Genomic DNA, 24,267 nt, shown 5'->3' with positions numbered 1-24,267 from the left:
GACGTGTAGTTCTAGCTGGCGAGGGCCGCAGATTGTGCCGCCAGCGCCGTCGTGATGGCCTGCGCGGTGGCCTGGCCCATGCGGACGGCACCATCGACGTGCTGGTATCCCTCTGCCGCGATATCGGAACAGGACCAGTGGATCGGCCCCACCGGGGTGCGTTGGTCCGGTCCGTACCGGGAAAGGCCGCCGAGGTCGTAGCTGGAGGCGTAGGCTCCCCTGGTCCATTCCTCGGATGCCCAGTCCGACTCGTAGTACACCTCGGGCTCGAGCGCCTGGGGCCCCAGGAACCCTGCGATCGATTCGAGGATCCGTTGACGACGCTCGGCGGGCTCGAGGGCGAACATCGCATCGGCTTTCTCGTCCGAGATGAACCCGACGATCGTTCCGCGGTGATCCCCGTGACTGGTGTTGTCATAGACCTCCTGCACGATGGAGCCGGGGCCGAAACCCGTGCCGGAGAGCCCGTTTCGCCGCCAGAACGGCGATTTGTAGACGGCGTGGACCTTGATGACGAGACCCAGCGATTGGTGCTGATGCATCTGGTGCTGCCGCCGGGGCAGGGCGGGTTCATAGGAAACCCGCGAATAGAGATTCGGCGGCACGGCCATGACGGCGAACCGGGCGTTGACCGTCACGTTGTCCGAGAGAGCCGTCACCCGCGTGGTCCCGCCCGCCTGAACGGACCACCGAAGGGTCCGGACCGGATTGCCGAGGAGGACGTGCTCCTCCCCCAGATCGGCGGCCATTCGTTCCGAAACGGACTGCATTCCTCCCACCACACGCTTGTCGAGGATGAAGTCCTCATCCACGAGATGTGAGAACGAACCGGCAGATGCCGCCATCAGGACGGCCTGCAGCGTGGAGAAGGAATGAGCGGGTTTGGTGAGCATCCCGCCGGCAATGAACAGGCCGATGTTGTTGCAGGCTTCCTCGTCGTCGGACTGTTGGCGTAACCAGTGATGGAACGAGATGGTGTCCAGCTCGCGAGCCTGGGGATGCTCCCAGGGCGCCTTGGGATCCGTCTGCCAGACGAGGAGGTCCAGGAGGTCGATCAGCCGGGACATCTCCCCACCCGTGCGACGGGAGACCGGGAACATCTCACCGGTGTAGCGGATGGCCTTTCCGTCAGCACCGATATAGACCGATTCACCCTCGCGGTAGCGGGAATAGGTCTCCAACCCCAGATCCTTGAGCAGTGCGATGAGAGCCAGCTGATCCGGCGACACCCACTGGCCACCGATCTCCAGCGTCGCGCCTTCGATGATGTCCGTATGGGTCCGCCCTCCGACCCGGTCCCGCGCTTCCAGCACGGTCGCCGAATGGCCCGCCTTCCTCAGCTCTCTCGCTGCAGTCAGCCCTGACGGCCCGGCCCCAATCACGACGACGTCACTTTCGACGGTTCTCATAGCTTCCTTGTCCTTTGCAGAATGACCCACGCCACAAAATGAACGACGTTCATTTATTTCGGTTCACTGTAGATCACTGCACTGGGTTTTGGGAAGCGCGGCAACGCGAACAGTCGAGATCGAGCGCCGCTGACCGGAACCGTTCCGGATCCGGCCGGTGATGCGACCGGGGCGGAACGGCAGCGGGAGTCAGGTGTCCTTGCCGACGTTCTGCATGCCGACCGGCTCACCCGGCCCGGTGTTGGTCCTCCGGTTGATGAACCAGGTGATGACCCACAGCACGACGCCGATTGCCATCAGCCCTCCGGCGAGCTGGTACTGGATGACATCCCGGCCGACCCACGGTCCGGCGAGGAAGGCGCACAGGAGGGCCGCAATGATTGGCAGCGGCCCCGGCGAGGTGAAGAACACCTTGCGGTGGGGGTCCCTCTTGCCGCGCAGGACGACGCAGGCCACGTTCACCACGGTGAACACACACAGCAGCAGGAACGCCGTCGTGCCGGAGAGGTTCGCGACGATATTGCTGTCCGGATCGCTGGTGACGTACCAGATCAGCCCCAGCGCGAGGATCGTCGAGAACGCGATACCTGCCCAGGGCGTGCGGCGTCCCGGGAGCACCTTGCCCAGTGGCCGCGGCAGGACATCCTGGCGGGCCATTCCATAGATCAGGCGGCTGGCCATCAGCATGTTGATCAGCGCCGTGTTCGCCACAGCGAAGACCGCAAGGAACGGGAAGATGTTCTCGATGGGGAAGTCCGGCGAGCCCTTGGATACGACCTCGAGGAGCGCGGCGCCTTCGGCCTCCCGAATTCCCTCGAGCTCGGTGGGCGAGAGGACGGTGACCACGGAGACGGCCACCAGCATGTAGAAGATGACGGCGATGCCCAGACCGGTGAGCATCGTCCGCGGGAAGATTCGCTCCGGGTTCTGGGTTTCCTCGACCATGTTCACCGAGTCCTCGAAACCGACCATCGCGAAGAACGCGATGGACGTTGCAGCAGTGACTGCCAGGAAAAGGCCCTTGTCCTGGTAGTCGTTGAAGACGGTGATCTCGGAGAAGTTTCCGTTGCCCTGCACCATCACGTAGAAGCCGACCCCGATCACGATGCAGAGTGCAGCCACCTCCACGAGGGTGAGCACCACGTTGAACTTCACGCTCTCCCCGACGCCGCGGAGGTTGATCACCGCCAGCAGCAACATGAATCCCAGCGCAACCGCGGTGATCGCGCCCTGTCCGGGCATGGCCATCCAACCGTTGATCTCAAGTCCTCCGAAAAGGTTCTGGGCAAGGACGTTCGCTGATGTCGAGGCGCTGGTGATGCCGGAGCAGACGACGGCGAACGCGACCAGGAACGTGACGAAGTGAATCCCGAACGCCTTGTGCGTGTAGAGGGCTGCACCGGCCGCCTGGGGATACTGCGTCACCAACTCCAGATAGGAGAACGCGGTCATGGTTGCGACGACGAAGGCGAGCAGGAACGGCAGCCAGACGATGCCGCCGACCGTGCCGGCCATGGTTCCGGTAACGGCATAGACACCGGCGCCCAGGATGTCGCCGACGATGAACAGGAGGAGCAACTTGGGTCCGAGGACCCGTTTGAGTCCGGGTTCATTCCCTTCGGGAGTCGCGTCGAACACTTGATCAGAAGGTGTGCTCATGGGTGGCCTCCACGCCGGGTACCGGCTCCGTCGGGAACTGCGGCCGGGCTCCCGGCCTGGACATTACGTACCTCACTTTGGCCCTGTCCGGTTGCCTTGGCAATGGCCAGGATGCAGATCTGCCGGGCACCCTGCCCGCGGGAGCCGCGTACTCTTCTCCAAACTCCGCTCAGACCGTCACGACCCGGTTGCGCCTGGCGTCTCCCGGTCGCTCGTGTCGCTCGCCACTCCGGGACTCGACCTCCAACTCCATCCCCATGGCAGCGCCGGGCTGGTGGCATCTCGGGACCCGACGTCGGACCCTGCAACGCGAGGGAAGCATCGGTGGGGTTCGTATGAAGGATGTCAGCGTGCCGAGGCTCGGCCAACGCTTCGCCTTCGTGATGGATACGACGACGTCGGGGGCTGGCGGAGCAGGCTCGTGCCACGGCTGGCTCCGTAACGATCATCGATGCTGCTGACTTGGATCGGATTCCTTTTCCTCCACGCCGCGGACCGCATCCCTGGTGAGCCGGTACGCCCGCACGCTCAAGCTGGTGGGCGTCCGGCAGGATTAGGAGCAGCAGGTCCTTCAGCGGGACCCATCTGTCCTGGCGGGAGGTGGGCCGAGGCGCCTGCTGCGATCCATGCGAGGAGGTCGCAGGGGCGCTGGAATGACAGGACGGGAGGCATCGAGGGGTCGGCGATGATCTGGCTGATCGCGTCCCGTTTCCGGGCGGAGGTCCGGAAGTGCCACAGGATGATCGAGTCCTTCGCGAGCACCCGGCGCAGGGTTTCGGTGTTGCCGCTGCACACCGATTGCTTGCCGATGATTCGGCGGGTGGTTCTCCGGAGGAGCCGCCCGAGGGAGAGCCCCCTCGGGTAGTCGAGGAACACGATGAGCTCCGCCCGTGCCAGGATGATGTTCCGCCACGTCGAGTACGCACTATCGAGCACCCACCTGTCCTGTGCGGCGATGCCGGCGGCGATCCGGTATTGGTCCTGGAGCGGGCGGCCCAGCCACTGCGGGAGCCACCCCAGGTCATCGTCGGCGGAGAATTCGGGAACGCCGGTCACCCTGGCATAGGCATGGGCGGCTGAGGTTTTCCCGCTGCCGGTCACGCCATGGAAGACAACACGCTGAGCCGGTATACCCGTCATGGTTTCCACCGTATCGCCCGGTGAGGCCACGAGGGAGGACGGGCCTCGCCCACCTTTTTCCTTTTCCTCATAAGCTCGCCCTATGAGTGATGACCGGATGGCGATCGACTGGCACGTTGCACGCGCGAGCAACCGGGAGAACTGGGAAGATCGGGTACCCCTGCACGAAAAGGCGTATGGGATCAGTGACCTGGAGGATCCTGGCCATCTGAGTTCGGTCATCCGGACCGACCTGACCGCGCTGGCGCCCTTCCTCCCGAACGGGACGGTTGCGGATTTGGACGTGTGCCACCTTCAGTGCCACATCGGCACCGACACGCTATCGCTGGCAAGGGCAGGAGCACGAGTGACCGGCGTCGATTTTTCCCCGGCCGCCCTCAGCTCTGCAGCCCGCCTCGCGGAGCACCTCGGTCTCGATGCGACGTGGGTAGAAACCGATGTCCTCGATGCCCGTGCCGCCGTGGAGGGTGACTTCGATCTCGTGTACACCAGCATCGGCACCATCAACTGGCTCCCCGACCTGAATCGCTGGGCCGGCCAGGTAGCAGGGCTCCTCCGAGTCGGCGGGACGTTCTATATTCGGGACGGGCACCCGGCTCTCTACGCGATCGACGAGCATGCCGACGTGCTGCGCCTTCGATACCCGTACTTCAGCAACGGTGAGGCACAGGTGTGGGACGAGGGATCCACCTACGCGGGAGACGGCACGGTGACTCATCCGCGGACATATCAATGGGCGCATCCCTTGTCCGACATCATCAATTCCCTCATCACGGCCGGGTTGCAGATCCTCCGCATGGACGAGAACTCAACCCTCCCGTGGAAGTTCTCGCCCCGCATGGTCGAGGTGTCCGGAGGATTCGCCTGGCCGGAGGCCGAGCGTGATCTCCTGCCTTGCACCTACACGATCATCGCCCGGAAACCGTGACTTTCACGTTGCTCGAGCTCGAGCGTGCCTTCCGCCGGTCCTGGGGTGCGGACACCACCTGCCTCAGTGCCGGTTGCCTTCAGGAATGGCGGCCGAACAACCCTGCCTACGGACAGTGCGGGCCTACGGCCCTCATCGTTCAGGACCTTCTCTGCGGTGACCTCCTCATCGCTGACGTTACGGTAGAGAATGAAGAGGACGAGGTTCATTATTGGAACCGGTTCACCAGCGGACTCGAGATCGACCTGACCCGTGAGCAGTTCACACCCCACCGGGTGCTTGGAGTACCCCGCGTCGTCGTTCGACCACCAGGAGGCCCCCGCGCCTACGTCCAGGAGTACAAACTGCTTCGCGTAAGAGTGCTGTCCGCACTCCACCTCTGATCCGCCCGAACCCGCGCTACTCCGAATATCCCCACGACGCCCGGCGGAATGCATCCTCCGCCCCCGCTGTCGACCCACAACGGTGTGACGAAGCTGATATGAGGCCGGCCCGCGGATCCTCTACCCTTGAACTTGGGTCGCCAGACTCCGGACGCTGGACAAGGGACGAAGGAAGGACTGGACATGTTGGATGACTATCTGCAGCAGTGGACCGCTCTTCAGACCGTTCGCGCGTCGAACCTGCGTCTCGATGAGGTGTTTCTGGCGTACCTGAGTATCGGTGGTGCCAGCGATGAGGTCGACGTCACCGGATATCTGACAGGCCTGGTCATGATCCCGGCCCTGGAGCGGGACCAAGTAGCGCAAGCGATCAACGAACTGCTGGACGTCACCGGATCGCTCGTCGACGGCGCCCACTACAGCACGGATGACATCACCGCCGGCTCGGGGTACGGCGAGTACCTCCGGACACTGGTCCTCACCCCGGACGGGTATGCCTTCAATGTGCCACCCATCGGCGATGCCAGCACCAGTAGCAGCACACCCCACGCCCTCCAGGGGGCCCATGATGCCGGGGTGGATACCGCTGCGGCTGACGACATCGAGTTCCGGCGCTGCCACGCACTGTACGAGTCGGGGCTCATCGAGGCGGGATCGGAGGCGAGATTCGACAGGATCACCGCACAAGTCCGGGACCACTTCGGCGTCAGCTCCGCCTCGATTGCCCTGATCACCGAGGACTCCCAGATCATCAAGTCCGTCATCGGGCCGATCGGCCAGAATCTACCGCGCGATCTCTCCCTGTGCTCGCGGACCATTGAGAAGGACCGGACCCTGGTGATCACTGATGCCAGCACCGATCCTACTTACCGCGATCATCCCCTTGTCGCCGGCGGGCCGGAAGTCCGGTTCTACGCGGGCCACCCCGTGTCCACTGCCAGCGGGTGGCGGATCGGCACACTGTGCCTCATTGATGACCGGCCACGAGCATTCACCGAGGACGACGAGCAGGATCTGAGGACCTTCGCTGCCCGCGTGCAGGCTGAAATGTGGGTTTCTCCCCTTCACTGATCCGGTGCGGAAGCCTGCAAGCGTTCAGAAGGGTGTGAGTTTTCGATGGTGAGCACATGAATGACGCGGCAGCGGTCGTGCAACAAGAAAAATCAGTCGGCTGAGTTTCCTTCTGGCGCATTTCTGGTTAGTGTCAGGAGAGTACCAGGTCCAGAAAAAGGCCGTGGTTGCTGCCCAGCAGAGGAATGACCATGACCCAGCAATTGCACACCGAAACCACCCGCTCCCCCGAGACCATGGAGCCGGCAACGCCGCCGGCCGAAGGGTTCTCCGAAGAAATCTCCCGTAACGCGCTTCAAGCCCGCTCCCCAGGGGGGCGTGAGTCCGTCTGGCTGGAACGAGCACTGGCGATCGAGGACTTCTCCCAGGCCTCGTTGAGGGAATTGCGGGTGCTGGCGAACCAGCTGTACCGGCTCATCGATGCAAACTTTCCACCCGCCGGGGCGATGGAATGCTATGCGGCCATCGCCGAGGAACTCGACCTGCGCTCCGGCCGGGACAAGGACCCCGCATCCGACGAACATGCGCACGATGTCTTCCGGGACAACCCGTTGTACTGCCGGTTCGAACTGTACGTTGACGGTACCCTCGCCGCGTACATGAAGTACACGATGCGCGGCGGGCAGATGAACCTCACCGACGGCGTCGAACAGCCCGGCTTCCGCGACAGGGGCGCCGACATGGTACTGATGCGCCACGTCATGCTCAACACCCATAAGCGACGCCTGCGTGTTGTGCCTCAATGCCCCAGCGCCTTCGCTTTCCTCGCCGACAACCCCCAGTACCTCACCCTCGCACCTCATCTGACAGCCACCCAGCACTGACACCCCCAACGGTGCCGGTTGATAGGTTCGACAGATGACCACCTCGAAAGTCACTGTCAGGCAGCCAACCGAACAGGATGCCCCGCGGTTGGCTGAGATTCATCTTGCGGCATGGCGAGCTACCTACCGGTCAGTGATGACGGACGACTATCTCGATGGTATGGATGCCGAACGTGCAGCAACCGCCTGGCGTCGGAGCATACTCACTCCCCCAGAGGGGACAGTGCACCTGGTAGCCGAAGACGACGATGAGGTTGTCGGATTCGCCATTCTCGGCCCAGGCACCGGGGACTCGGAGCCAGGCACCGGGCAGCTCTACGCGATCAATCTGCACCCGGCCTGGTGGGCGAAAGGCATCGGGTCCGTTCTCTTTGCTGCTGCCGAACACGAGCTGATCGACCTGGGCTATGAACGGGCCTTTCTGTGGGTGGAAAAGAACAATGATCGAGCAATCACCTTCTACAGCAACCGGGGATGGCTCAATGATGGCGCAACGCTGGAAGATACCAAATTCGAACCTCCGGTGTCCGGAAGCCGCCACAGCCGGTCCTTCATCGGGGCAGAGCGATCGAAGGCGGCGGAATCGCCCAGGACGGCCAACGGAACTCCCGGCTGACGGTCATTCCTCTTCAGAATGTGCCCGGGAGCGGATCCGCTCCAGCTGGCGTCAAAGAAACCTGTCCGGAGGAGCACGATGGATAATCGCGAGATTCCCGCCTGGCCCGTCGACCCTCCTACCCACGGGCCGATCCGCCTACGGATGTTCGAGGACCGAGACGTCCCGATGGCGCTCGATTTGTCCCAGGATTCCTACGTGCCGACTATCGGGACTCTGCCGGCTCAGGCAACCTACGGCGAAGCATTGTTCTGGCTTCGGCGGCAACGGCAACGCCACCTCGATGGAACCGGGTTCTCCTTCGCCATCGCAGACGCCATGACGGACCGGGCCCTTGGCCAAGTGGGGCTATGGGTCCGGAATCTGAGCGAAGGTCGGGCCACGGCCGGCTATGGTGTTGCACCACAGGAACGGGGACGGCACGTTGCCGCAGCTGCAGTGACAGCACTCACCGCATTCGCATGGACGATTCCGAGTCTCCATAGGATCGAGTTATACATCGAGCCATGGAACACAGCGTCGGTTCGCGTTGCCGAACGCGCCGGATATGAACGTGAAGGCCGCCTGCGCAGTCATCAGGAAATTTCCGGGGAACGGGTGGACATGTTCCTCTATGCTGCTGTCCGAGGCGGATAGGGAGAACGGACTCCTGCTCCCCTTTTACTTGCGGTAGCTTGTCCAAAGCCCTGGCAGCGAGTTTGCTGGAGTATTACAGTTGCGACGCGTCCGCCAGAAAGCCATGCCGACCAGCACCCGATCCGACGACCGCGAACCATCCACTCGCGGCCTACTAGTCGCCACAGGAGAAACGCATGGCTGCAAGCCGCAATCCACTTGATGACCTACGCGAAACCCTCAGTCATCTCACCGAACAGCTCAAGCTGCCGGGGTCGGAACGGGTCGATGACCTGGTCGGTGATCTCTTCGGTGGGCGGCCGGGGCCCGCCCGCCCTCTCTCCGAGGTGCAGGCCGAGCTCGACGCCCTGGTAGGGCTGGAGACCGTGAAGGAACAGGTGAGGGCCCTCGTCGCGTTGCTTCAGGTCCAGGCCCGCCGCAAGACGCACGGCCTGCCGGAGGTAGCTACATCGCAGCATCTGGTGTTCCTTGGAAACCCGGGCACGGGCAAGACCACCGTGGCGCGGCTCCTGGCCGAGATGTACCGCGCGGTCGGTTTGCTGCAGAAAGGTCATCTGGTCGAGGTAGACCGGTCGGGACTGGTCGGGCAGTACGTCGGCGCGACCGCCATCAAGACGGACCGGGTAATTCGGCGGGCGTTAGACGGCGTCCTGTTCATCGACGAGGCCTATTCTCTGACCCCGGAGGACGGCCGGACCGACTTCGGACCTGAGGCGATCGAGGTCCTGCTCAAGCGGATGGAGGACTACCGCCACCGCCTGGTGGTAATCGTTGCCGGATACCCTCAGCTGATGGAGTCATTCCTTCTCTCGAACCCCGGCCTACGCTCCCGGTTCGCGCGCGAGATCACTTTCCCCGACTACTCGGTCGACGCGCTTCAGACAATCTTCAACCGCATGCTGGCCCAGCACGAGTACGTACTGGAGCCGGGCGCGGACCAGATGCTGCGCCGCATCTTCTCAGGCCTTCACGCCGGTGAGGACTCCGGCAATGCGCGCTTCGCCCGCACGCTGTTCGAGCAGGCGCTCAACCGGCAGGCGCTGAGGCTGTCGCTCGACGAGGACCGAAACCTCGACACGCTCGATCGGAACGCGGTGATGACGCTCACGACGGACGACATCGTCGAGGCTGCCCTTGCCCTGGGAGAGGAACCGGCCGCGGAACCAGAACCGGAACCAGAACCGTCGCGATGGTGGCGCTGGCTGATGTAAGTGTGCCCACCGCGTCGGTCATTCAGTGCTAGGCGTGCAGGCCGGTGCGGAGAATGGGGGTGGCACGCGCAAGGATGGTTCCCACCGGCGAGAATCCTGCAGTCGAGCCGATTTCTATCGAGAGGGACCTCCATGATGGGCGCCCACCATGCTGCCTGCGGCGCCGCCGCCTGGGTTGCCGCCACGACCCAGATCGAGGTGCACATCGGTCGGTTCCTCCCCATGCTGCCGGACACCGTTCACCTCGGTGTGGGGCTACTGGACGTCAGCCCGGTCGGAGTCGTCACCGGTGCGCTCGTGACGGCGGGGGCAGCACTCCTGCCGGACGCCGATCACCACAATGCCACGATCGCCCACTCCCTGCCACCGCTCTCCAACCTGCTGTGTGCCGGTGTCGGCGCCGTCTCCGGCGGGCACCGCCGTGGCACCCATTCGCTGCTCGGCGTCGTTGCATTCGTCGCCGTCGCCTTCATGGCTGGGCTCTGGACGATCGAGACCGCCGAATTCGGTACCGTGTATCCAGGCGCAGGCCTACTCACGGTGCTCCTCGTCTCCTTCGCGGCCAAGGCCCTGAAGATCATCCCGGACAGCATGCGACGAGCGCCGTGGGTGGTAGGGCTGACCGCCGGGGCCTTCGTTACGGCTTTCGCGCCCGAGGAGCAGTACTGGTTCCCGATGGCCATGGCTATCGGCGTGATCGTTCACATTCTCGGCGACATGCTCACCACAGGCGGCTGTAATCCCATCTACCCCGTGAGGCTTCGCCGTCCGCGGGGTCTGGGGAAGTTTCCCGTGGTTGCGCAGGTGTGGCGCCCTAACGGCAACATTGCGGTGCCGCTCCTGGGGAACGCCGGGTCTCTGCGGGAATGGTGCATGCTGGTACCCGTCTCCCTCTACGCCCTGGGTGGGGTGGGGTGGGCCATTACGAGGATCGGCGACGGCCAGGCAGCGGCCGATCTCTTCGGACTCGGCTGACGGCACCAGGAAAGACGCCGGTCGAAATCCGTGCGATTCGACGAGAAACTCGGCCAGAATCGCATGTGTCCTCACGTCGCTTCAAATGTAGCTGAACAAAAATGCACCCTGCCCGCCGTTCCCCGCCGCGATTCCTCTTTTTGCTGGCCTTAGCCTCGCTGACTCGCGAATTGCCTCCCGGCGGCACTATGGCGCCGTGAGGCGACGATGGCCGAGGCTTGGTCACGACTCAGTCGCAAGTACATGCCCAAAAATCAGACAAAGTCTTCAAACGTCGCAACTGGACGTTCACGTCATACAGTCGGCTAGAAGTCCCAGTCGTCATCCTCGGTGTTGACGGCCTTACCGATGACATACGACGAACCAGACCCTGAGAAGAAGTCGTGGTTCTCGTCAGCATTCGGTGAGAGCGCCGACAGGATCGCCGGGTTCACATCGGTGACGGAAGCCGGGAACATCGCCTCATAACCCAAGTTCATCAGCGCCTTGTTGGCGTTGTAGTGCAGGAACTTCTTGACATCCTCGGCCAGGCCGACGGAGTCGTAGAGGTCGTGCGTGTACTGGACCTCGTTCTCGTACAGCTCGAAGAGCAACTCGAACGTGTAGTCCTTGATTTCCTGGCGCTTTTCAGGTGAAACGCGCTCCAGGCCCTTCTGGAACTTGTACCCGATGTAGTACCCGTGCACGGCCTCGTCGCGGATGATCAGGCGGACCAGGTCGGCGGTGTTCGTCAGCTTCGCCCGTGAGGACCAGTACATCGGCAGGTAGAAGCCGGAGTAGAAAAGGAAGCTCTCGAGCAGGGTCGAGGCGACCTTGCGCTTCAGGGGATCGTCGCCCTGGTAGTAGTCCATGACGATCTGCGCCTTCTTCTGAAGATTCGCGTTCTCGGTAGACCAGCGGAACGCCTCGTCGATCTCCTTGGTGGAGGCCAACGTGGAGAAGATGGAGGAGTAGCTCTTGGCATGCACCGACTCCATGAAGGCGATGTTCGTGTAGACAGCTTCCTCGTGCGGGGTGAGCGCATCCGGAATCAGGCTGACGGCGCCGACGGTTGCCTGCACTGTGTCGAGGAGGGTGAGTCCGGTGAAGACGCGCATGGTGAGCTGCTGCTCGTCCGGGGTGAGCGTTGCCCATGACTGGACGTCGTTGGACAGCGGCACCTTCTCGGGCAGCCAGAAGTTGTTGACCAGGCGGTTCCAGACGTCCACGTCCTTGTCATCCTGGATGCGGTTCCAATTGATTGCTTCGACATGTGTCAGAAGCTTGACCTTCTCGGTCATTTCTTCCCCTAAAAGTTGGGTTCTATCTAAGCTAAAACGTACGACGGCGGGCGGTGGCCCGCCGTCGTTCTCTTCCTAAATTAGTTGCCTAAAGCATGCAACTGACGCAGCCCTCCACCTCGGTCCCTTCCAGCGCGAGCTGGCGAAGACGGATGTAGTAGATGGTCTTGATGCCCTTGCGCCAGGCGTAGATCTGGGCCTTGTTGATGTCACGCGTGGTGGCGGTGTCTTTGAAGAACAGCGTCAGGGACAGGCCCTGGTCCACGTGCTGCGTGGCGGCGGCATACGTGTCGATGACCTTCTCGTAGCCGATTTCGTACGCGTCCTGGTAGTACTCCAGGTTGTCGTTCGTCAAGTACGGAGCCGGGTAGTACACGCGGCCCAGCTTGCCTTCCTTGCGGATCTCGATTTTCGAGGCCACCGGGTGGATCGAGGAGGTGGAGTTGTTGATGTAGCTGATGGAACCGGTCGGCGGCACGGCCTGCAGGTTCTGGTTGTAGATACCGTGCTCCATGACGGAGGCCTTCAGCGCGAGCCAGTCCGCCTGCGTGGGGATGGCCACGTGCTCGAAGAGTTCGCGGACGCGCTCGGTGGCCGGCTCCCACACCTGGTCGGTGTACTTGGCGAAGAACTCACCGCTGGCGTACTTCGACTTCTCGAACCCGGCGAACGTGCTGCCGGTCTCGATGGCCATCAGGTTGGACGCCCGGAGGCAGTGGTAAAGCACGGAGTAGAAGTAGATGTTGGTGAAGTCCAGGCCCTCTTCGGAGCCGTAGTGGACCCGCTCGCGGGCCAGGTAGCCGTGCAGGTTCATCTGGCCCAGGCCGATGGCGTGCGACTGGTCGTTGCCCTTGGCGATCGAGGGTACCGAGGTGATGTTGCTCATGTCGGACACCGCCGACAGGGTGCGGATCGAGGTCTCGATGGTTCGGCCGAAGTCGGGCGAATCCATGGTCTTCGCGATATTCAGCGACCCAAGGTTGCAGGAGATGTCCTTTCCGGTCTCGGCGTAGGACAGGTCATCGTTGTACGTGGTGGGCTGCGAGACCTGAAGGATCTCCGAGCACAGGTTGGACATGATGATCTTGCCGTCGATCGGGTTGGCCCGGTTCACGGTGTCCTCGAACATGATGTACGGGTAGCCGGACTCGAACTGGATCTCCGCGAGGGTCTGGAAGAACTCGCGCGCCTTGATCTTCGTCTTCTTGATCCGCGAATCGTCGACCATCTCGTAGTACTTCTCGGTGACCGAGATGTCGGAGAACGGCATGCCGTACACCTTCTCGACGTCGAACGGGGAGAACAGGTACATGTCCTCGTCGCGCTTGGCGAGTTCGAAGGTGATGTCGGGAACGACGACGCCGAGGGACAGGGTCTTGATGCGGACCTTCTCATCGGCGTTCTCGCGCTTGGTGTCGAGGAACCGGTTGATGTCCGGGTGGTGCGCGTGCAGGTACACCGCGCCGGCGCCCTGGCGCGCACCGAGCTGGTTGGCATAGGAGAAGCTGTCCTCGAGGAGCTTCATCACGGGGATGACACCCGAGGACTGGTTCTCGATCTGCTTGATCGGCGCACCGACCTCGCGGATGTTCGTCAGCGCGAAGGCCACGCCGCCGCCGCGCTTGGACAGCTGGAGTGCCGAGTTGATGGAGCGCCCGATGGATTCCATGTTGTCTTCGATGCGCAGCAGGAAGCAGGAGACCAGTTCCCCGCGCTGGCGCTTGCCGGCGTTGAGGAAGGTGGGGGTGGCGGGCTGGAACCGGCCCTCGATGATCTCGTCGACGATCTGGGTGGCGAGCTTCTCGTCACCGCGCGCCAGGTGCATGGCCACCATGCACACGCGATCCTCGTAGCGCTCGAGGTAGCGCTTCCCGTCGAACGTCTTCAGGGTGTACGAGGTGTAGAACTTGAAGGCGCCGAGGAAGGTCTCGAAGCGGAACTTCTTCGAGTAGGCACGCTTGTAGAGGTCGCGGATGAAGTTCATCGTGTACTGGTGGAGGGTTTCCCGCTCGTAGTACTCGTTCTTCACGAGGTAGTCGAGCTTCTCCTCGAGGTCGTGGAAGAACACCGTGTTGTTGTTGACGTGCTGCAGGAAATACTGGTGGGCAGCTTCCTTGTCGGCGCCGAACTGGATCTCTCCATTGGGACCGTAGAGGTTGAGCATCGCGTTGAGCTCGTGGTATCCCATGTCCCGGTAGCGCTCGGCCGACGCCGCGGAGGCTCCCGCCGTTTCCGTCTCTGCAACACTCATGTCCAAAACTCTTCCAATCCTTGATTTACACGGTCGACGTCCTCGGACGTCCCCATGACTTCGAACCTGTAGAGAACAGGAACGTTGCACTTCGCGGCGACGACGTCCGCCGCCAGGCAGTAGGTTTCACCAAAATTCGTGTTGCCTGCACCGATCACCCCCCGAAGGAGCGATCGGTTTCCTGCATCGTTCAAAAACTTCACCACCTGCCGCGGCACTGCTCCCTTGCCGGTGATCCCGCCGTAGGTCGGAAGCACCAGCACATAGGGCTGAAGAGCCGTCAGGGTCGGGTCGCTGGTTCGGAGCGGCAGCCGGGCCGCCGTCGTTGCCAGCTTCCGCACGAACCGGTGGGTATTGTCCGAAACCGAGGAGAAGTAGATCAGCGGAGCGTCAGTGACGCCCCCCTGAGCGGCCGGCTCGCGGGTTGCTGACTTACTGGTGATGGTCATTCGAGGGGCGAAATGCCCGATACCTGAACCGAATCAGGCGACCGAGCTGACGGCTGAATGAGCCAGCTCATTGATTTTGTCGGGCCGGAAACCGGACCAGTGATCCTTGTCCGTCACCACGACGGGCGCCTGCAGGTAACCCATCGCGCGAACACGCTCCAGCGCGGCGGGATCCTGTGAGATATCGACGCTCTGGTACGTGATTCCCTTCCGATCCAGAGCCCGGTAGGTCGCGTTGCACTGTACGCATGCTGGCTTGGTGTAAACCGTGACGGTCATGTCCCTCTTCCCCTTCTCATCCTGCTGAAATGCTGTGTCTTGCGGGTGTATGTGAGGCTTTCCAGGAAAGGAGGAATTCCGAGGAATTTCCGGTCTTTCGGCCCTGCCCTGCCAGCGAGTTATTCGATATCTAGATACTACATCTAGTACGCCGTGCGGCTACAGACCCCTAGATGATGTATTACAAGTATGTCATTCCGGGGCTGAGTAGTCCACACGAAATCCACAGGCAGAGGGCCCGGAAAGCCCGGATAACGGGCCTTTTCCACGAGGTGTCCACACCCTGTGCAGGAGTTGCGCACAAGATAAAAAAATTTGGGGATTGACATTTTTCGGCGTGTCGCAGCGCCGCAAAAACGCGGCGGACACCCCCCGGCGTCGCCGAAGGTATGCTCGAAAAACCATGCCCGGCCCTCTGCCGGTCCAACGAAGCAGGAAGGGAGCATCCGTGGTCAACCCGGTCCATCTGCGAACCCTTCTGGAGGTCATCCGGCACGGTTCCTTCGCTGGAGCAGCCACCAGCCTCGGCTACACGGCCTCCGCTGTCTCCCAGCAGATGTCGGCACTGGAGAAGGACACCGGAACAACGCTTTTCGCCCGGAGTGCCCGGAGCGCCGCCCCGACCGAAGCCGCCGTCGTCATGTCACGGCACGCTGCGAAGGTGCTCACCGACATCGACGCGCTCCTGGCGTCCTCGGCACGGGCCGACGGTGGGACCGCCGAGGAGCTCCGGCTGGGCATCTTCCCGAGCCTCGCGACCTTTGCGCTGCCCCGCCTGCTGGGCACCCAGCAATGGCAGAAGCTCGGCATTCGCCTGAAGGTCTACGTCGCGGAACCGGCCCAGACGATCCAGGGACTGCGGACAGGCGGTGAACTCGATCTGGCGCTCGTCTACCAGGTGGGCCAGGCCGGCCTCGCCTGGCCGTCCTCCGTCAGCCGCCAGTGGATCGGGGACGACAATTTCCGCGTGATCCTTCCGGCCTCGTGGGGCATCCGGCCCGGCTCGACGGTCAGCGCCGACCAGCTCGCCGACATGCCGTGGATCCTCCACCACCCCGGAACCGCCGACGCCACCGTGATCGAACGGCTTTTTGCCAGCTGTAACCTGCACCCCCGCGTCATCGCCTACTGCGACGACTTCAACGCCAGCCTCGAAATGACGGCAGCCGGCCTCGGAGCAGCGCTCGTCCCCGAACTCGCGATGCTGAACCGGCCCGACGGCGTCGTGGCCCTCGACGTTCCGGAGATCCGTCTCGCGCGAAGCATCTTCGCCCTGCAGACCGGGGACAGGCACAACATCCGGGTGCGGCTCTTCATGGACCAGCTCGCGGAGATCCTCAAAGCGCAAAGGATCGCACCCAAGCACACGGCGTAGCTTTTTTCTCCCCGCAGTAGACAGCAGATATCCGTTGAGCCTGCTTTTCCGCCTCGCTACCCTCGAAGCAGGCATGCCGGTCGCTGCAGGCACTCCAAGGCACCGCCGAGGCTCTACTGCAGAGGAGCAAGCCATGCGCGTCAAGAATTCCGTCGTCGTCATCACCGGTTCAGCAAGCGGAATCGGGCGGGCGACCGCCCTGCACTTCGCCCGCAGGAAAGCCTGCCTTGTCCTCGCATCGCGGCGAGGGGACGCGCTCGAGTCCCTGGTAGCCGACTGCATGGCGCTCGGTGCCCGAGCGATCGCGGTACCAACGGACGTGACCGACGCCGACGCCGTCCAGGCACTTGCCTGCCGCGCCGTCGAGCATTTCGGCCGGCTCGACGTCTGGGTCAACAACGCGGCGGTGTCCTACTTTTCACCCTTCCTGAAGGTTCCCCTCGACGACTTCCGCCGAGTTCTGGACGTCAACGTAATGGGCTACGTCCATGGCGCCCGTGCGGCGCTCGAACGGATGGAGCAGCAGGGTTCCGGCATGCTCATCAATGTCGCCTCGATCGTCGGCGAGGTTCCGCAGCCCTACACCACTGCCTATTCCATGTCGAAGGCAGCGGTCCGTGCCCTGGGCGTCAGCCTGCGCTCCGAACTGCGCCTCGACAAGCGGAAGAAGAAGATACACGCCTGCACCGTCCTTCCCGCCACGATTGACACCCCCTTCTTCGACCACGCAGCCAACTACACCGGGCGGCGTGTTCTTGCCATGCCCCGGTCTACAGCCCGGATCGCGTTGCCAAGACCATCTGTGCCCTGATCGGGGAGCCACGCGGCGAAGTGGTGGTGGGGCGGATCGGGCGTTCGATGGTGCGCCAGCACCGGTTCATGCCCGGGCGGATCGAAACCATGATGGCAGTCCAGGTGGAGAATACGCACCTCTCCAGGAAGGAAGCAGCCGTTGATTCGTCCGGAAACCTGTACGCGCCCTCCCCCGATCCGGACAACGCCGCCGTCACCGGAGGCTGGAGCGGCAAGCGGCGCACCGCACAGCGCGCCTTCGCCGGGGCCGCCCTCCTCGGCGCAGGCGGCGTGGCGCTGCTCCCAGGCGGGCGGAAAGCCATCAGCGACCTGTGGTGCAGCGCCCGGTCCTAGGCAGCTGCGGCTGAACAAGGGCGCGAATCAAGCGACGACGTGCCGCTCGCTCGGCGCGCATCGGAGACCAGCGGCCTGGACTGCTGGCGAAGGCGGCGCTGCTCCGGTCGGTTAATATTGTCCCGTGCCCAACTTCTCGAGTGATGCTCAGCCATGGTCGATCCATGAATCAGGTTGCAACTGGGATGGTCCAGGGGTAGCGGAGTCGGTTTTCGCACTGGCCAACGGATATGTCGGGGTCAGGGGCACCCTCGACGAAGCGCAGCCGAGCCTGTCCCCCGGCACCTTCATGGCAGGGGTATACGAGTATCACCCGCTGTCATACCCCGAGGAGAGCTACGGGAATCCCGAGCACGGTCAAGCGATCATCGGTGTCGCCGACGGCACTCCGATTCGCGTGCAGGTCGACGGCGTACCTCTCGATATTCGCGAGACGCCGCCGGAACATCACGAGCGCGTCCTGGATCTGCGTGCCGGTACGCTACGCCGTGAGACACAGTGGGTCACCCCTGCAGGGCAACGGATGCGAGTGGTGTCCACCCGTCTGGTGTCGCTGACCCAGCGTTCGGTCATGGCGATCCACTACGAGATAGAAGCGCTTGACCACGCGGTTCAGGTGGTGATCCGTTCCGAACTGGTCGTCAACGGCACGCCTGTGCAGGTGGACAACGCCGATCCGCGAACCGGCCAGGCTCTGGAACGGCCATTCCGGTCCTGCGCCAGCCAAAGCGATGGAACCGGTGGGCTTCTGGTCCACTCGACGCACGGCAGCGGGATCGGGGTGGCCGCCGCGGTCGACCACGCCGTGCAGATGCCCGCCGGTGGCCAGGTCACCACCCAGGGGAATGATGAGCAGGTGGTTACCACTGTGGTGGCCGATCTGAGGCCCGGCGAAAAGGTCGGCTTCACCAAATACCTGTGCCACGTGCGGTCGATGGACGACGTCCCTGCGGACCTGGAAGCGCAGGTGCTTGCCGCGATGGATGGGGCAAGGGAGCGCGGCTGGGAAGGACTCAACGCCGACCAGCGTTCATTCCTCGACCAGTTCTGGGACGGCGCGGACGTGGAAGTAGGAGGGGATGCCGAGCTTCAGTTGGCGATTCGCTTCGACCTGTTCCACGTCCTTCAGGCGTCAGCCTGCCTGCACCTGGCACCGATCGGGGCAAAGGCCCTCACCGGCTCGGGCTACAGCGGGCACACCTTCTGGGATATCGAGGGATTCGTCGCGCCGACCCTTACGCTGCTATACCCGGAGGGGGCGGCGCGCCTGCTGCTATGGAGGGCCTCAACCCTTGGTCCGGCCCGGGAGCGCGCCGAAGTCCTCGGAGTCAAGGGCGCATCCTTCGCCTGGCGCACCATCGACGGGCATGAGGTCTCCGCCTATTGGCCGGCGAGTACCGCAGCCATGCACCTGAACGCGGTCATTTCGCTGGCGTTCAATTTCCACGCCCACGCGACGGGATCAGCACTTCCGACCGTTGACGGAGTCGACGTCCTGGTCGAAACAGCGCGCATGTGGGCGAGCACGGTGCACCGGGACGACGACGGCCTGTTCCACCTCTTCGGCGTGACCGGGCCGGACGAATACACCGGCGTCGTGGACGACAATGTGTTCACGAACCTCATGGCCCAGCTCAACTTGAAGGCAGCGGCCACGGCGTGCGAAGTGTTCGCAGAGCATGCCGAGCGACTCGGTGTTGTACCTTCGGAAATCCGTGAATGGCGTCGGGTAGCCGATGCCCTGTACGTTCCCTACGATGCCGAGCTGGGAGTCCATCCCGCCAACGAACGGTTCACGACCTACCGGGAATGGAAGTTCGACACCGACCCTGACTCCTACCCGGTGCAGGAGCACTCACACTATGCAAAGATCTACCGTCGCCAGGTCGTCAAACAGGCCGACCTTGTCCTGGCGCTTTGGTGGTGCTCCGACGCATTCACGGCAGAACAGACTGCTCGTAATCTCGATTATTACGAGGCGCGCACCGTCCGTGATTCGTCCCTGTCGGCTGCTGCGCAATCCGTGGTGTGCGCGCGGGTAGGTCATCTGGACCTCGCCCTGGCCTATCTGCGCGAAACCGCGCTCACCGACCTCCGCGATGTGCAGCGCAACAGCCACCAGGGAGTGCATCTCGCCGCCTGCGCTGGGGCATGGCTGGCGCTCGTCAGCGGACTCGGCGGGCTGCGGGCGGACGATGAGCAACTGCAGCTTGCCCCGCGCCTGCCCGACAAGCTGCACCGGATCGCGTTCCGTCTTCGGTGGCGTGGCCAGCGCATCGCCGTCGAAACGACCCGTTCGGGAACCACCGTACGGCTGCTTGATGAGGGCAGCCAGAACGTTCCCATCCGGATCGACGGAGCACTGCTGGAGCTGACCGCGACGCACCCGGTTACGTCGCCACTGACCGCCCCGAACCCGGCAACGTCACCGCCGCGGCAGCCGCCCGGGCGGGAACCGCGCCACTGAAACCTACTCCCGTGTGGCCGGGTTGTCCGGCCCCACCGCCGTCAGCGGGCTAGAGCTGACCCCGCGGCTGGGGATCGCGGTCGATGATGCCCATTTCCTCCAGCTGTTCGGACATCCCTGCGCCGTCGGGCGCGTACACCCAGGGGATGCCGGGAGTGGTGTCCTTCGGCGCTTTCTTGGACCGGCCACCGGCCAGGACCGCTTCACCTGCGGACAACTGGCGGATGGCGATCGCTCGAACGTTCTCGGGGTGGCGCTGGGCGAACTCGGCGTAGATCACTTCGTCATGCTGGCCGTCGTCGCCCACCAGGAGCCACTTCGTGTCCGGGAACTCACCCGCAAGCCGCTCCAGCGATGTGCGCTTGTGGTCCTGCCCGCTGCGGAACCACCGATCCCGCGTGGGACCCCAATCCGTGAGCAGCTTCGGGCCGGCCGGGTACAGGTTCCTCGAGAGGAATCGCGTCAGGGTAGGAGCCACATTCCAGGCGCCGGTCGAGAGATAGAGCACGGGTGCTGAGGGAACGGTGCGGGTGATGCGCTCGTAGAGGACTGCCATGCCCGGCGTAGGGGTGCGGGCGTGCTCATCAAGCACGAACGTGTTCCATGCTGCAAGGAAAGGGCGCGGCAGCGCCGTGACCATGACGGTATCGTCGATGTCGGAGACGACGCCGAAGGGTGCATTCTCGTCAACGACACGCATTGGGGCGTCGGCCACCCGCGAATCGCCCGAGTGCAGGCGCACCGTGTGCCAGCCTGCTTCGAGGTCCACCTCGATCCGTGCATCGATGACCCCTCCCCGATCTGCCTTCACCTCGTGGGTCGAGCCATTGACCTCCACCTGCACCACCGCGCCGCCCACCGCAGCGCTGGTGAAGTTGCGCCAGCCGCGCATGCCCTCCTTGAGCGGCTTCAGCGGACCGGCCGCGGGTACCGGTTCGCTGTCCCGGGGATCCGCAAGGACCACCCGGGCAAGGACCCGAAGCCAGCTCGTCGTGCCATAGCCCGTATACGGAATGACCGTCTCGACATGTCCGCGCTTCAGTGCCAGGCGCGTCTGCAGGGACAACCACGCCTCGTCGATCCTCATGGCAAGGTGGGTGCGCTCCTTCACCTCAACGGGAGCAATATCGAGGCCCTCCGCGTTACCCGGGATTCCCTGGGCTGGGCCCGATGTGTCAGAAGTGTTTGATGAGGAATCGTCCAAGGGCTGCTGATCAGGGGTCGAAGACATGCCCTCAGTTTGCCATGGGAGTCCTACTGGTTTCATTCGTTTCAGGAGGAACGGTGGGCTGCCAGAGGTAACAGGGTTGCAACAACTCGGAATCAAGCCGCAAAAGAGGGTTGCCCTATCAACTGGCGCCCTGCAACCCTTGATTATCTACAGGGGGAAACATGACGACACAGCACGGCAGCTACGTCCATAATCCACACTCCGACGGTGCACTGCAGCGCTGGGCTGACGTTCTGGCGAACGGAGCCATCGCGCCGCAGGCCGGAACGGACCTGGCCGCCGCTATCTCCTTCGGAAATGCCCAGGGAGCGCTCGAAGCACTCGCCGATGGGGCAGCTTCCCTGAGCGACGACGACGTCAAGGCCCTGCACTACGCCAACGAGATGTGCGACCTCCGGATGTACGAGGGGTTAGTGACCCTCGATGACCACGGACCAATCCTCCCGGAAAGTGTTCGGGCGGCGATATTGGCCATGGAACGGGACGGCTTCTGGGAAGACCGTCCGCAATGGGTTCTCTAAGGTAACCAAACCTTCGTTCAATCGAGTCCGACTCGAGATCCGGAAGTCCCACGGATCCGTCTGGGTCGGCTGGAGAATGGTCTCTGGGGTATGAACAATCTTTGGTGGGGGTAGAAGTATGCAGTGGTTGAGGAAGAAAAAAAAGTCGATTCCGGCATATGTGGCCCTGCTGGCGGTCGCGAGCTTCTGGGTTGCTGGAGGAGTCGGTGCCCTGGACGTCCTGGGGAACGCAAGCTCCCCGATGGCCATGCTCACCGGACTGTATCTGATGCTTGCCCTCGTGGCTGTTTCGATCATCATCACGGTTCTGGCCCTCACCGATCTGACCCGCAGGGCATCCGACTCAAAACGTCGGCGCCGGATGATGCAATAGAAGGGTAGCGGTCCCCCAAGCTCCGGGACAGACCTGGAAGGCAGCAATCCTGCGGGTGGCTCCGCAACGAATGACCCATATCCACGCACGCTGGTGGAAGCCGCAGTTGCCGGACCGTTTCCTGGTTTCCGAGGAGCATCATGAAGACCGCAGTTCTTCCATCGCCTCGCATCTTCGACGTGGCGTGGACGCGCGAGCAGCTGATCGCCGTCGCGGAAGCCAACCGGGAATCGCAAGCGCATACTGCCTACCGTGGCGCGGCCCGGGCGATGGCCGGTTCGGGCCGGCAGATCGACACGGTCCGCATCCGCGCACTGGTGACCGAGGTCATGGGCGGGATCGAGGGCACGTACTACATCTGCTCGTCCCTGCAGTCCGCCCACCTGGCCATCAGCTTTCCCGATCGTTTCACGAAGCGGCAGATAGAGCTGCTGACCTATCCGTTAGAGATCGCGCTACGCATGAGTGCGGAGCGTATACCTGGAACGGCTGCCTGACCTGCTGCTTGATTGGCGACCGCTCGCGGCCAGTGAGCGACGTCAGCTTTGATCCCCGGCGAGGAATTCGGCGAAGGACACTGCGCGCCTTCCCGTGATGGTTTCAATGTCACTACTGACCACCGCCAGTTCGTCGGCGGCGATTGCGGTGTAGGTGGAGATCCACGCCTCCACCTGCCAATCCGCCGCACCGAAGCCTCTGCGGGACTCGTATGCTTCGGCAAGGGTCTCATCGATGAAGGTGATCCGGGTTCCGCGCGCCGCGGTAAGCGTTCGGGCGAGCTCGGTCAGGGTGAGCGCTTCCGGTCCGGTCAGGTCATAGGTCCTGTTCCGATGGGCAGCCGGATCCCTGAGCACGGTTGCGGCAGTGCGGATGATGTCGGCGCGGCTGACGACGGCGACTCTGCCGTCTCCTGCCGGACCCCGAATGATTCCGTCCTTGCCGGCGAGCGCACCTATCAGGTCGCTGTAGAGGCTGTCGCGCAGGAACGTGTAGCCCATTCCGGTGGCCCTGATGTATTCCTCGGTGGCAGAGTGGTCTCGCGCCAGCGTGAAGGTGGCATCCGGGGCTGCGCCGAGAAAGGACGTGTAGACGAGGTGCCGCACTCCTGCCTCTTCCGCGGCGTCGATGAAGGCGCGGTGCTGGCCGAGGCGGTCGACGTCCTCCGAGGCCGAGACCATCAATAACGTCTCAACCCCTGCCAGGGCTGCCCGCGAGGCAGCACGGTCGGAGTAGGAGGACCGAAAGACCATCGCCTCGGCAAGCTGCGGTGCTCTTGCCGGAGTGCGGACCAGGAGCCGCAGAGCTACACCGGCACCGGCGAGGAGGCGTGCCACTCCCCCGCCGACGGCGCCCGTGCCTCCGGTGACTGCGAGAGGGGGCAGGACATTCATGGGGGCGGCCGGAGGGCTGACTGAACAACAACAACGTTCTGCCCGTACTGCTCGTCGAGGGATTGCTGCATTGCTCCGTCATCGAAAGGCACGGTGATGACGAGGAAGCCATCGGCTATCCAGGACTCGAGGAGGTCCAGCTCACCCGAGGCGGAAAGCTCTGCCTGAATTGTGCTGAGCTGGTGTTCATCGCCGTCACCAGTCTTTCCTTCGGCCAGTCGCGGGTCGACGTACGGCATGGTGTCGTACAGCGAGAGTGGAATGGGCTCCTTCGTCCGCGTGAATACCGAACCGTCCCAGGTCCCCTGCACGGCGTAGGCGCCCCAGGTGACGCCCGATGCGCTTTCGAACTGATCCACCGTCGACCAGTCCCAGTTCCGAAGAACCGGCCCCGCGCACTGCGGCGGATATGACTCTGCAACACTTCCCAGGCAGAACTGAGGCGGCTCATCGCCCTGCTGCAGCACCGTTCCCTGTCCCACAAGTTCACCACTTGCCGGTGTCTCAGATGCTGCAGGCGTGTCGACGGAGCCACTCTGCGGAGGCGCGACATCGGCACAGCCCGCAAGGACGATCATTCCCATCGCACTCATCCCTACGACCGCACAGATGCGCATGTTCATGGACTTAGTGTGGCGGAGATAGCCGCTCG

At 63.4% G+C, this 24,267-nt stretch carries 25 protein-coding genes; 15 read left to right on the top strand and 10 right to left on the bottom strand.

The annotated features are described in order from the left end of the window. Window positions 1-11: 11 nt before the first annotated feature. From IWX75_RS12965 to IWX75_RS12955, 3 genes are all read right to left on the bottom strand, one after another. Window positions 12-1,439, bottom strand: a complete 1,428-nt coding sequence (locus tag IWX75_RS12965) for a flavin monoamine oxidase family protein (protein ID WP_334684328.1) — start codon at window positions 1,437-1,439, stop codon at window positions 12-14. Window positions 1,440-1,598: 159 nt separating this feature from the next. Further along, on the bottom strand, window positions 1,599-3,068 hold the full coding sequence (locus IWX75_RS12960) for an APC family permease (protein WP_196822648.1): 1,470 nt from the start codon (window positions 3,066-3,068) through the stop codon (window positions 1,599-1,601). 528 nt (window positions 3,069-3,596) lie between these two features. Beyond that, window positions 3,597-4,208, bottom strand: a complete 612-nt coding sequence (locus IWX75_RS12955; RefSeq protein ID WP_196822647.1) for an adenylate kinase — start codon at window positions 4,206-4,208, stop codon at window positions 3,597-3,599. 82 nt (window positions 4,209-4,290) lie between these two features. Between IWX75_RS12955 and IWX75_RS12950 the strand changes: the two genes are divergently transcribed. The 8 genes from IWX75_RS12950 to IWX75_RS12915 all read left to right on the top strand — a co-directional run bounded on the left by IWX75_RS12950 (window position 4,291) and on the right by IWX75_RS12915 (window position 10,852). Then, window positions 4,291-5,136: a class I SAM-dependent methyltransferase gene (locus IWX75_RS12950; RefSeq protein ID WP_196822646.1), complete on the top strand. Its 846-nt coding sequence runs from the start codon at window positions 4,291-4,293 to the stop codon at window positions 5,134-5,136. Further along, entirely contained in the window at window positions 5,133-5,519 is a 387-nt protein-coding gene (locus tag IWX75_RS12945) for a YunG family protein (protein ID WP_196822645.1), read from the top strand. Before IWX75_RS12950 ends, IWX75_RS12945 begins: the two co-directional genes overlap by 4 nt. A 183-nt stretch (window positions 5,520-5,702) precedes the next feature. Beyond that, a complete protein-coding gene (locus tag IWX75_RS12940) occupies window positions 5,703-6,590 on the top strand; it encodes a GAF domain-containing protein (protein ID WP_196822644.1) in 888 nt (295 codons plus the stop codon). 191 nt (window positions 6,591-6,781) lie between these two features. Further along, the gene (locus IWX75_RS12935; RefSeq protein WP_196822643.1) at window positions 6,782-7,414 is read left to right on the top strand and encodes a GNAT family N-acetyltransferase; all 633 of its coding nucleotides are present in this window, start codon (window positions 6,782-6,784) and stop codon (window positions 7,412-7,414) included. A gap of 34 nt (window positions 7,415-7,448) precedes the next feature. Then, window positions 7,449-8,030: a GNAT family N-acetyltransferase gene (locus tag IWX75_RS12930; RefSeq protein WP_196822642.1), complete on the top strand. Its 582-nt coding sequence runs from the start codon at window positions 7,449-7,451 to the stop codon at window positions 8,028-8,030. Between the two features lie 78 nt (window positions 8,031-8,108). Continuing rightward, the gene (locus tag IWX75_RS12925) at window positions 8,109-8,666 is read left to right on the top strand and encodes a GNAT family N-acetyltransferase (protein WP_196822641.1); all 558 of its coding nucleotides are present in this window, start codon (window positions 8,109-8,111) and stop codon (window positions 8,664-8,666) included. A gap of 176 nt (window positions 8,667-8,842) precedes the next feature. Beyond that, window positions 8,843-9,877 (top strand): AAA family ATPase, encoded by a 1,035-nt coding sequence (locus tag IWX75_RS12920; RefSeq protein WP_196822640.1) that lies wholly within the window; start codon window positions 8,843-8,845, stop codon window positions 9,875-9,877. A gap of 132 nt (window positions 9,878-10,009) precedes the next feature. Next, entirely contained in the window at window positions 10,010-10,852 is an 843-nt protein-coding gene (locus tag IWX75_RS12915; protein WP_196822639.1) for a metal-dependent hydrolase, read from the top strand. Window positions 10,853-11,157: 305 nt separating this feature from the next. Here IWX75_RS12915 and nrdF read toward each other — a convergent pair whose 3' ends face one another. The 4 genes from nrdF to nrdH form a co-directional block, all read right to left on the bottom strand. Next, a complete protein-coding gene (gene nrdF / locus IWX75_RS12910; protein WP_196822638.1) occupies window positions 11,158-12,132 on the bottom strand; it encodes a class 1b ribonucleoside-diphosphate reductase subunit beta in 975 nt (324 codons plus the stop codon). 88 nt (window positions 12,133-12,220) lie between these two features. After that, window positions 12,221-14,383: a class 1b ribonucleoside-diphosphate reductase subunit alpha gene (gene nrdE / locus IWX75_RS12905; protein ID WP_196822637.1), complete on the bottom strand. Its 2,163-nt coding sequence runs from the start codon at window positions 14,381-14,383 to the stop codon at window positions 12,221-12,223. Further along, on the bottom strand, window positions 14,380-14,832 hold the full coding sequence (gene nrdI, locus IWX75_RS12900; RefSeq protein WP_196822636.1) for a class Ib ribonucleoside-diphosphate reductase assembly flavoprotein NrdI: 453 nt from the start codon (window positions 14,830-14,832) through the stop codon (window positions 14,380-14,382). Before nrdI ends, nrdE begins: the two co-directional genes overlap by 4 nt. A gap of 33 nt (window positions 14,833-14,865) precedes the next feature. Next, complete coding sequence (gene nrdH, locus IWX75_RS12895; RefSeq protein ID WP_196822635.1) at window positions 14,866-15,111, bottom strand: glutaredoxin-like protein NrdH; 246 nt, start codon at window positions 15,109-15,111, stop codon at window positions 14,866-14,868. Between the two features lie 448 nt (window positions 15,112-15,559). Between nrdH and IWX75_RS12890 the strand changes: the two genes are divergently transcribed. From IWX75_RS12890 to IWX75_RS12880, 4 genes are all read left to right on the top strand, one after another. Next, on the top strand, window positions 15,560-16,486 hold the full coding sequence (locus IWX75_RS12890) for a LysR family transcriptional regulator (protein WP_196822634.1): 927 nt from the start codon (window positions 15,560-15,562) through the stop codon (window positions 16,484-16,486). Window positions 16,487-16,619: 133 nt separating this feature from the next. Then, entirely contained in the window at window positions 16,620-17,297 is a 678-nt protein-coding gene (locus IWX75_RS12885; RefSeq protein WP_334684327.1) for an SDR family NAD(P)-dependent oxidoreductase, read from the top strand. Window positions 17,298-17,386: 89 nt separating this feature from the next. Beyond that, complete coding sequence (locus tag IWX75_RS17750) at window positions 17,387-17,632, top strand: hypothetical protein (RefSeq protein ID WP_334684326.1); 246 nt, start codon at window positions 17,387-17,389, stop codon at window positions 17,630-17,632. 124 nt (window positions 17,633-17,756) lie between these two features. Further along, window positions 17,757-20,099, top strand: coding sequence for a glycoside hydrolase family 65 protein (locus IWX75_RS12880; protein ID WP_196822633.1), 2,343 nt, complete (start codon window positions 17,757-17,759; stop codon window positions 20,097-20,099). A gap of 49 nt (window positions 20,100-20,148) precedes the next feature. Here the strand turns inward: IWX75_RS12880 and IWX75_RS12875 are convergent, their stop codons facing one another. Then, on the bottom strand, window positions 20,149-21,186 hold the full coding sequence (locus IWX75_RS12875) for an App1 family protein (protein WP_196822699.1): 1,038 nt from the start codon (window positions 21,184-21,186) through the stop codon (window positions 20,149-20,151). A 305-nt stretch (window positions 21,187-21,491) separates the two neighbouring features. Here IWX75_RS12875 and IWX75_RS12870 point away from each other — a divergent pair, with 305 nt between their 5' ends. The 3 genes from IWX75_RS12870 to IWX75_RS12860 all read left to right on the top strand — a co-directional run bounded on the left by IWX75_RS12870 (window position 21,492) and on the right by IWX75_RS12860 (window position 22,721). Then, window positions 21,492-21,851, top strand: a complete 360-nt coding sequence (locus IWX75_RS12870) for a hypothetical protein (RefSeq protein ID WP_196822632.1) — start codon at window positions 21,492-21,494, stop codon at window positions 21,849-21,851. Window positions 21,852-21,978: 127 nt separating this feature from the next. Then, on the top strand, window positions 21,979-22,224 hold the full coding sequence (locus IWX75_RS12865; RefSeq protein WP_196822631.1) for a hypothetical protein: 246 nt from the start codon (window positions 21,979-21,981) through the stop codon (window positions 22,222-22,224). A gap of 140 nt (window positions 22,225-22,364) precedes the next feature. Continuing rightward, window positions 22,365-22,721: a hypothetical protein gene (locus tag IWX75_RS12860; protein WP_196822630.1), complete on the top strand. Its 357-nt coding sequence runs from the start codon at window positions 22,365-22,367 to the stop codon at window positions 22,719-22,721. A gap of 42 nt (window positions 22,722-22,763) precedes the next feature. Here the strand turns inward: IWX75_RS12860 and IWX75_RS12855 are convergent, their stop codons facing one another. Further along, window positions 22,764-23,615, bottom strand: coding sequence for an SDR family oxidoreductase (locus IWX75_RS12855; protein ID WP_196822629.1), 852 nt, complete (start codon window positions 23,613-23,615; stop codon window positions 22,764-22,766). Then, window positions 23,612-24,238, bottom strand: a complete 627-nt coding sequence (locus tag IWX75_RS12850) for a hypothetical protein (RefSeq protein ID WP_196822628.1) — start codon at window positions 24,236-24,238, stop codon at window positions 23,612-23,614. The genes IWX75_RS12855 and IWX75_RS12850 overlap by 4 nt, the downstream gene beginning before the upstream one ends. Between the last annotated feature and the right edge of the window lie 29 nt (window positions 24,239-24,267).

Origin of the sequence: Arthrobacter sp. CAN_A6, assembly GCF_015751715.1 — a bacterium.
Taxonomy (GTDB): Bacteria; Actinomycetota; Actinomycetes; order Actinomycetales; family Micrococcaceae; genus Arthrobacter_D.
This window is presented reverse-complemented; position numbering and strand designations above follow the sequence as displayed.

What these genes read in the sequence shown, in the direction of transcription:
- IWX75_RS12855 (WP_196822629.1), bottom strand. Translation starts at nt 23,615, where the DNA reads ATGAATGTCCTGCCCCCTCTCGCAGTCACCGGAGGCACGGGCGCCGTC.
- IWX75_RS12950 (WP_196822646.1), top strand. Translation starts at nt 4,291, where the DNA reads ATGAGTGATGACCGGATGGCGATCGACTGGCACGTTGCACGCGCGAGC.
- IWX75_RS12860 (WP_196822630.1), top strand. Translation starts at nt 22,365, where the DNA reads ATGAAGACCGCAGTTCTTCCATCGCCTCGCATCTTCGACGTGGCGTGG.
- IWX75_RS12920 (WP_196822640.1), top strand. Translation starts at nt 8,843, where the DNA reads ATGGCTGCAAGCCGCAATCCACTTGATGACCTACGCGAAACCCTCAGT.
- IWX75_RS12940 (WP_196822644.1), top strand. Translation starts at nt 5,703, where the DNA reads ATGTTGGATGACTATCTGCAGCAGTGGACCGCTCTTCAGACCGTTCGC.
- IWX75_RS12960 (WP_196822648.1), bottom strand. Translation starts at nt 3,068, where the DNA reads ATGAGCACACCTTCTGATCAAGTGTTCGACGCGACTCCCGAAGGGAAT.
- nrdI (WP_196822636.1), bottom strand. Translation starts at nt 14,832, where the DNA reads ATGACCATCACCAGTAAGTCAGCAACCCGCGAGCCGGCCGCTCAGGGG.
- IWX75_RS12925 (WP_196822641.1), top strand. Translation starts at nt 8,109, where the DNA reads ATGGATAATCGCGAGATTCCCGCCTGGCCCGTCGACCCTCCTACCCAC.
- IWX75_RS17750 (WP_334684326.1), top strand. Translation starts at nt 17,387, where the DNA reads ATGATGGCAGTCCAGGTGGAGAATACGCACCTCTCCAGGAAGGAAGCA.
- IWX75_RS12885 (WP_334684327.1), top strand. Translation starts at nt 16,620, where the DNA reads ATGCGCGTCAAGAATTCCGTCGTCGTCATCACCGGTTCAGCAAGCGGA.
- IWX75_RS12935 (WP_196822643.1), top strand. Translation starts at nt 6,782, where the DNA reads ATGACCCAGCAATTGCACACCGAAACCACCCGCTCCCCCGAGACCATG.
- IWX75_RS12850 (WP_196822628.1), bottom strand. Translation starts at nt 24,238, where the DNA reads ATGAACATGCGCATCTGTGCGGTCGTAGGGATGAGTGCGATGGGAATG.
- IWX75_RS12870 (WP_196822632.1), top strand. Translation starts at nt 21,492, where the DNA reads ATGACGACACAGCACGGCAGCTACGTCCATAATCCACACTCCGACGGT.
- IWX75_RS12955 (WP_196822647.1), bottom strand. Translation starts at nt 4,208, where the DNA reads ATGACGGGTATACCGGCTCAGCGTGTTGTCTTCCATGGCGTGACCGGC.
- nrdH (WP_196822635.1), bottom strand. Translation starts at nt 15,111, where the DNA reads ATGACCGTCACGGTTTACACCAAGCCAGCATGCGTACAGTGCAACGCG.
- IWX75_RS12875 (WP_196822699.1), bottom strand. Translation starts at nt 21,186, where the DNA reads ATGAGGATCGACGAGGCGTGGTTGTCCCTGCAGACGCGCCTGGCACTG.
- IWX75_RS12930 (WP_196822642.1), top strand. Translation starts at nt 7,449, where the DNA reads ATGACCACCTCGAAAGTCACTGTCAGGCAGCCAACCGAACAGGATGCC.
- nrdE (WP_196822637.1), bottom strand. Translation starts at nt 14,383, where the DNA reads ATGAGTGTTGCAGAGACGGAAACGGCGGGAGCCTCCGCGGCGTCGGCC.
- nrdF (WP_196822638.1), bottom strand. Translation starts at nt 12,132, where the DNA reads ATGACCGAGAAGGTCAAGCTTCTGACACATGTCGAAGCAATCAATTGG.
- IWX75_RS12915 (WP_196822639.1), top strand. Translation starts at nt 10,010, where the DNA reads ATGATGGGCGCCCACCATGCTGCCTGCGGCGCCGCCGCCTGGGTTGCC.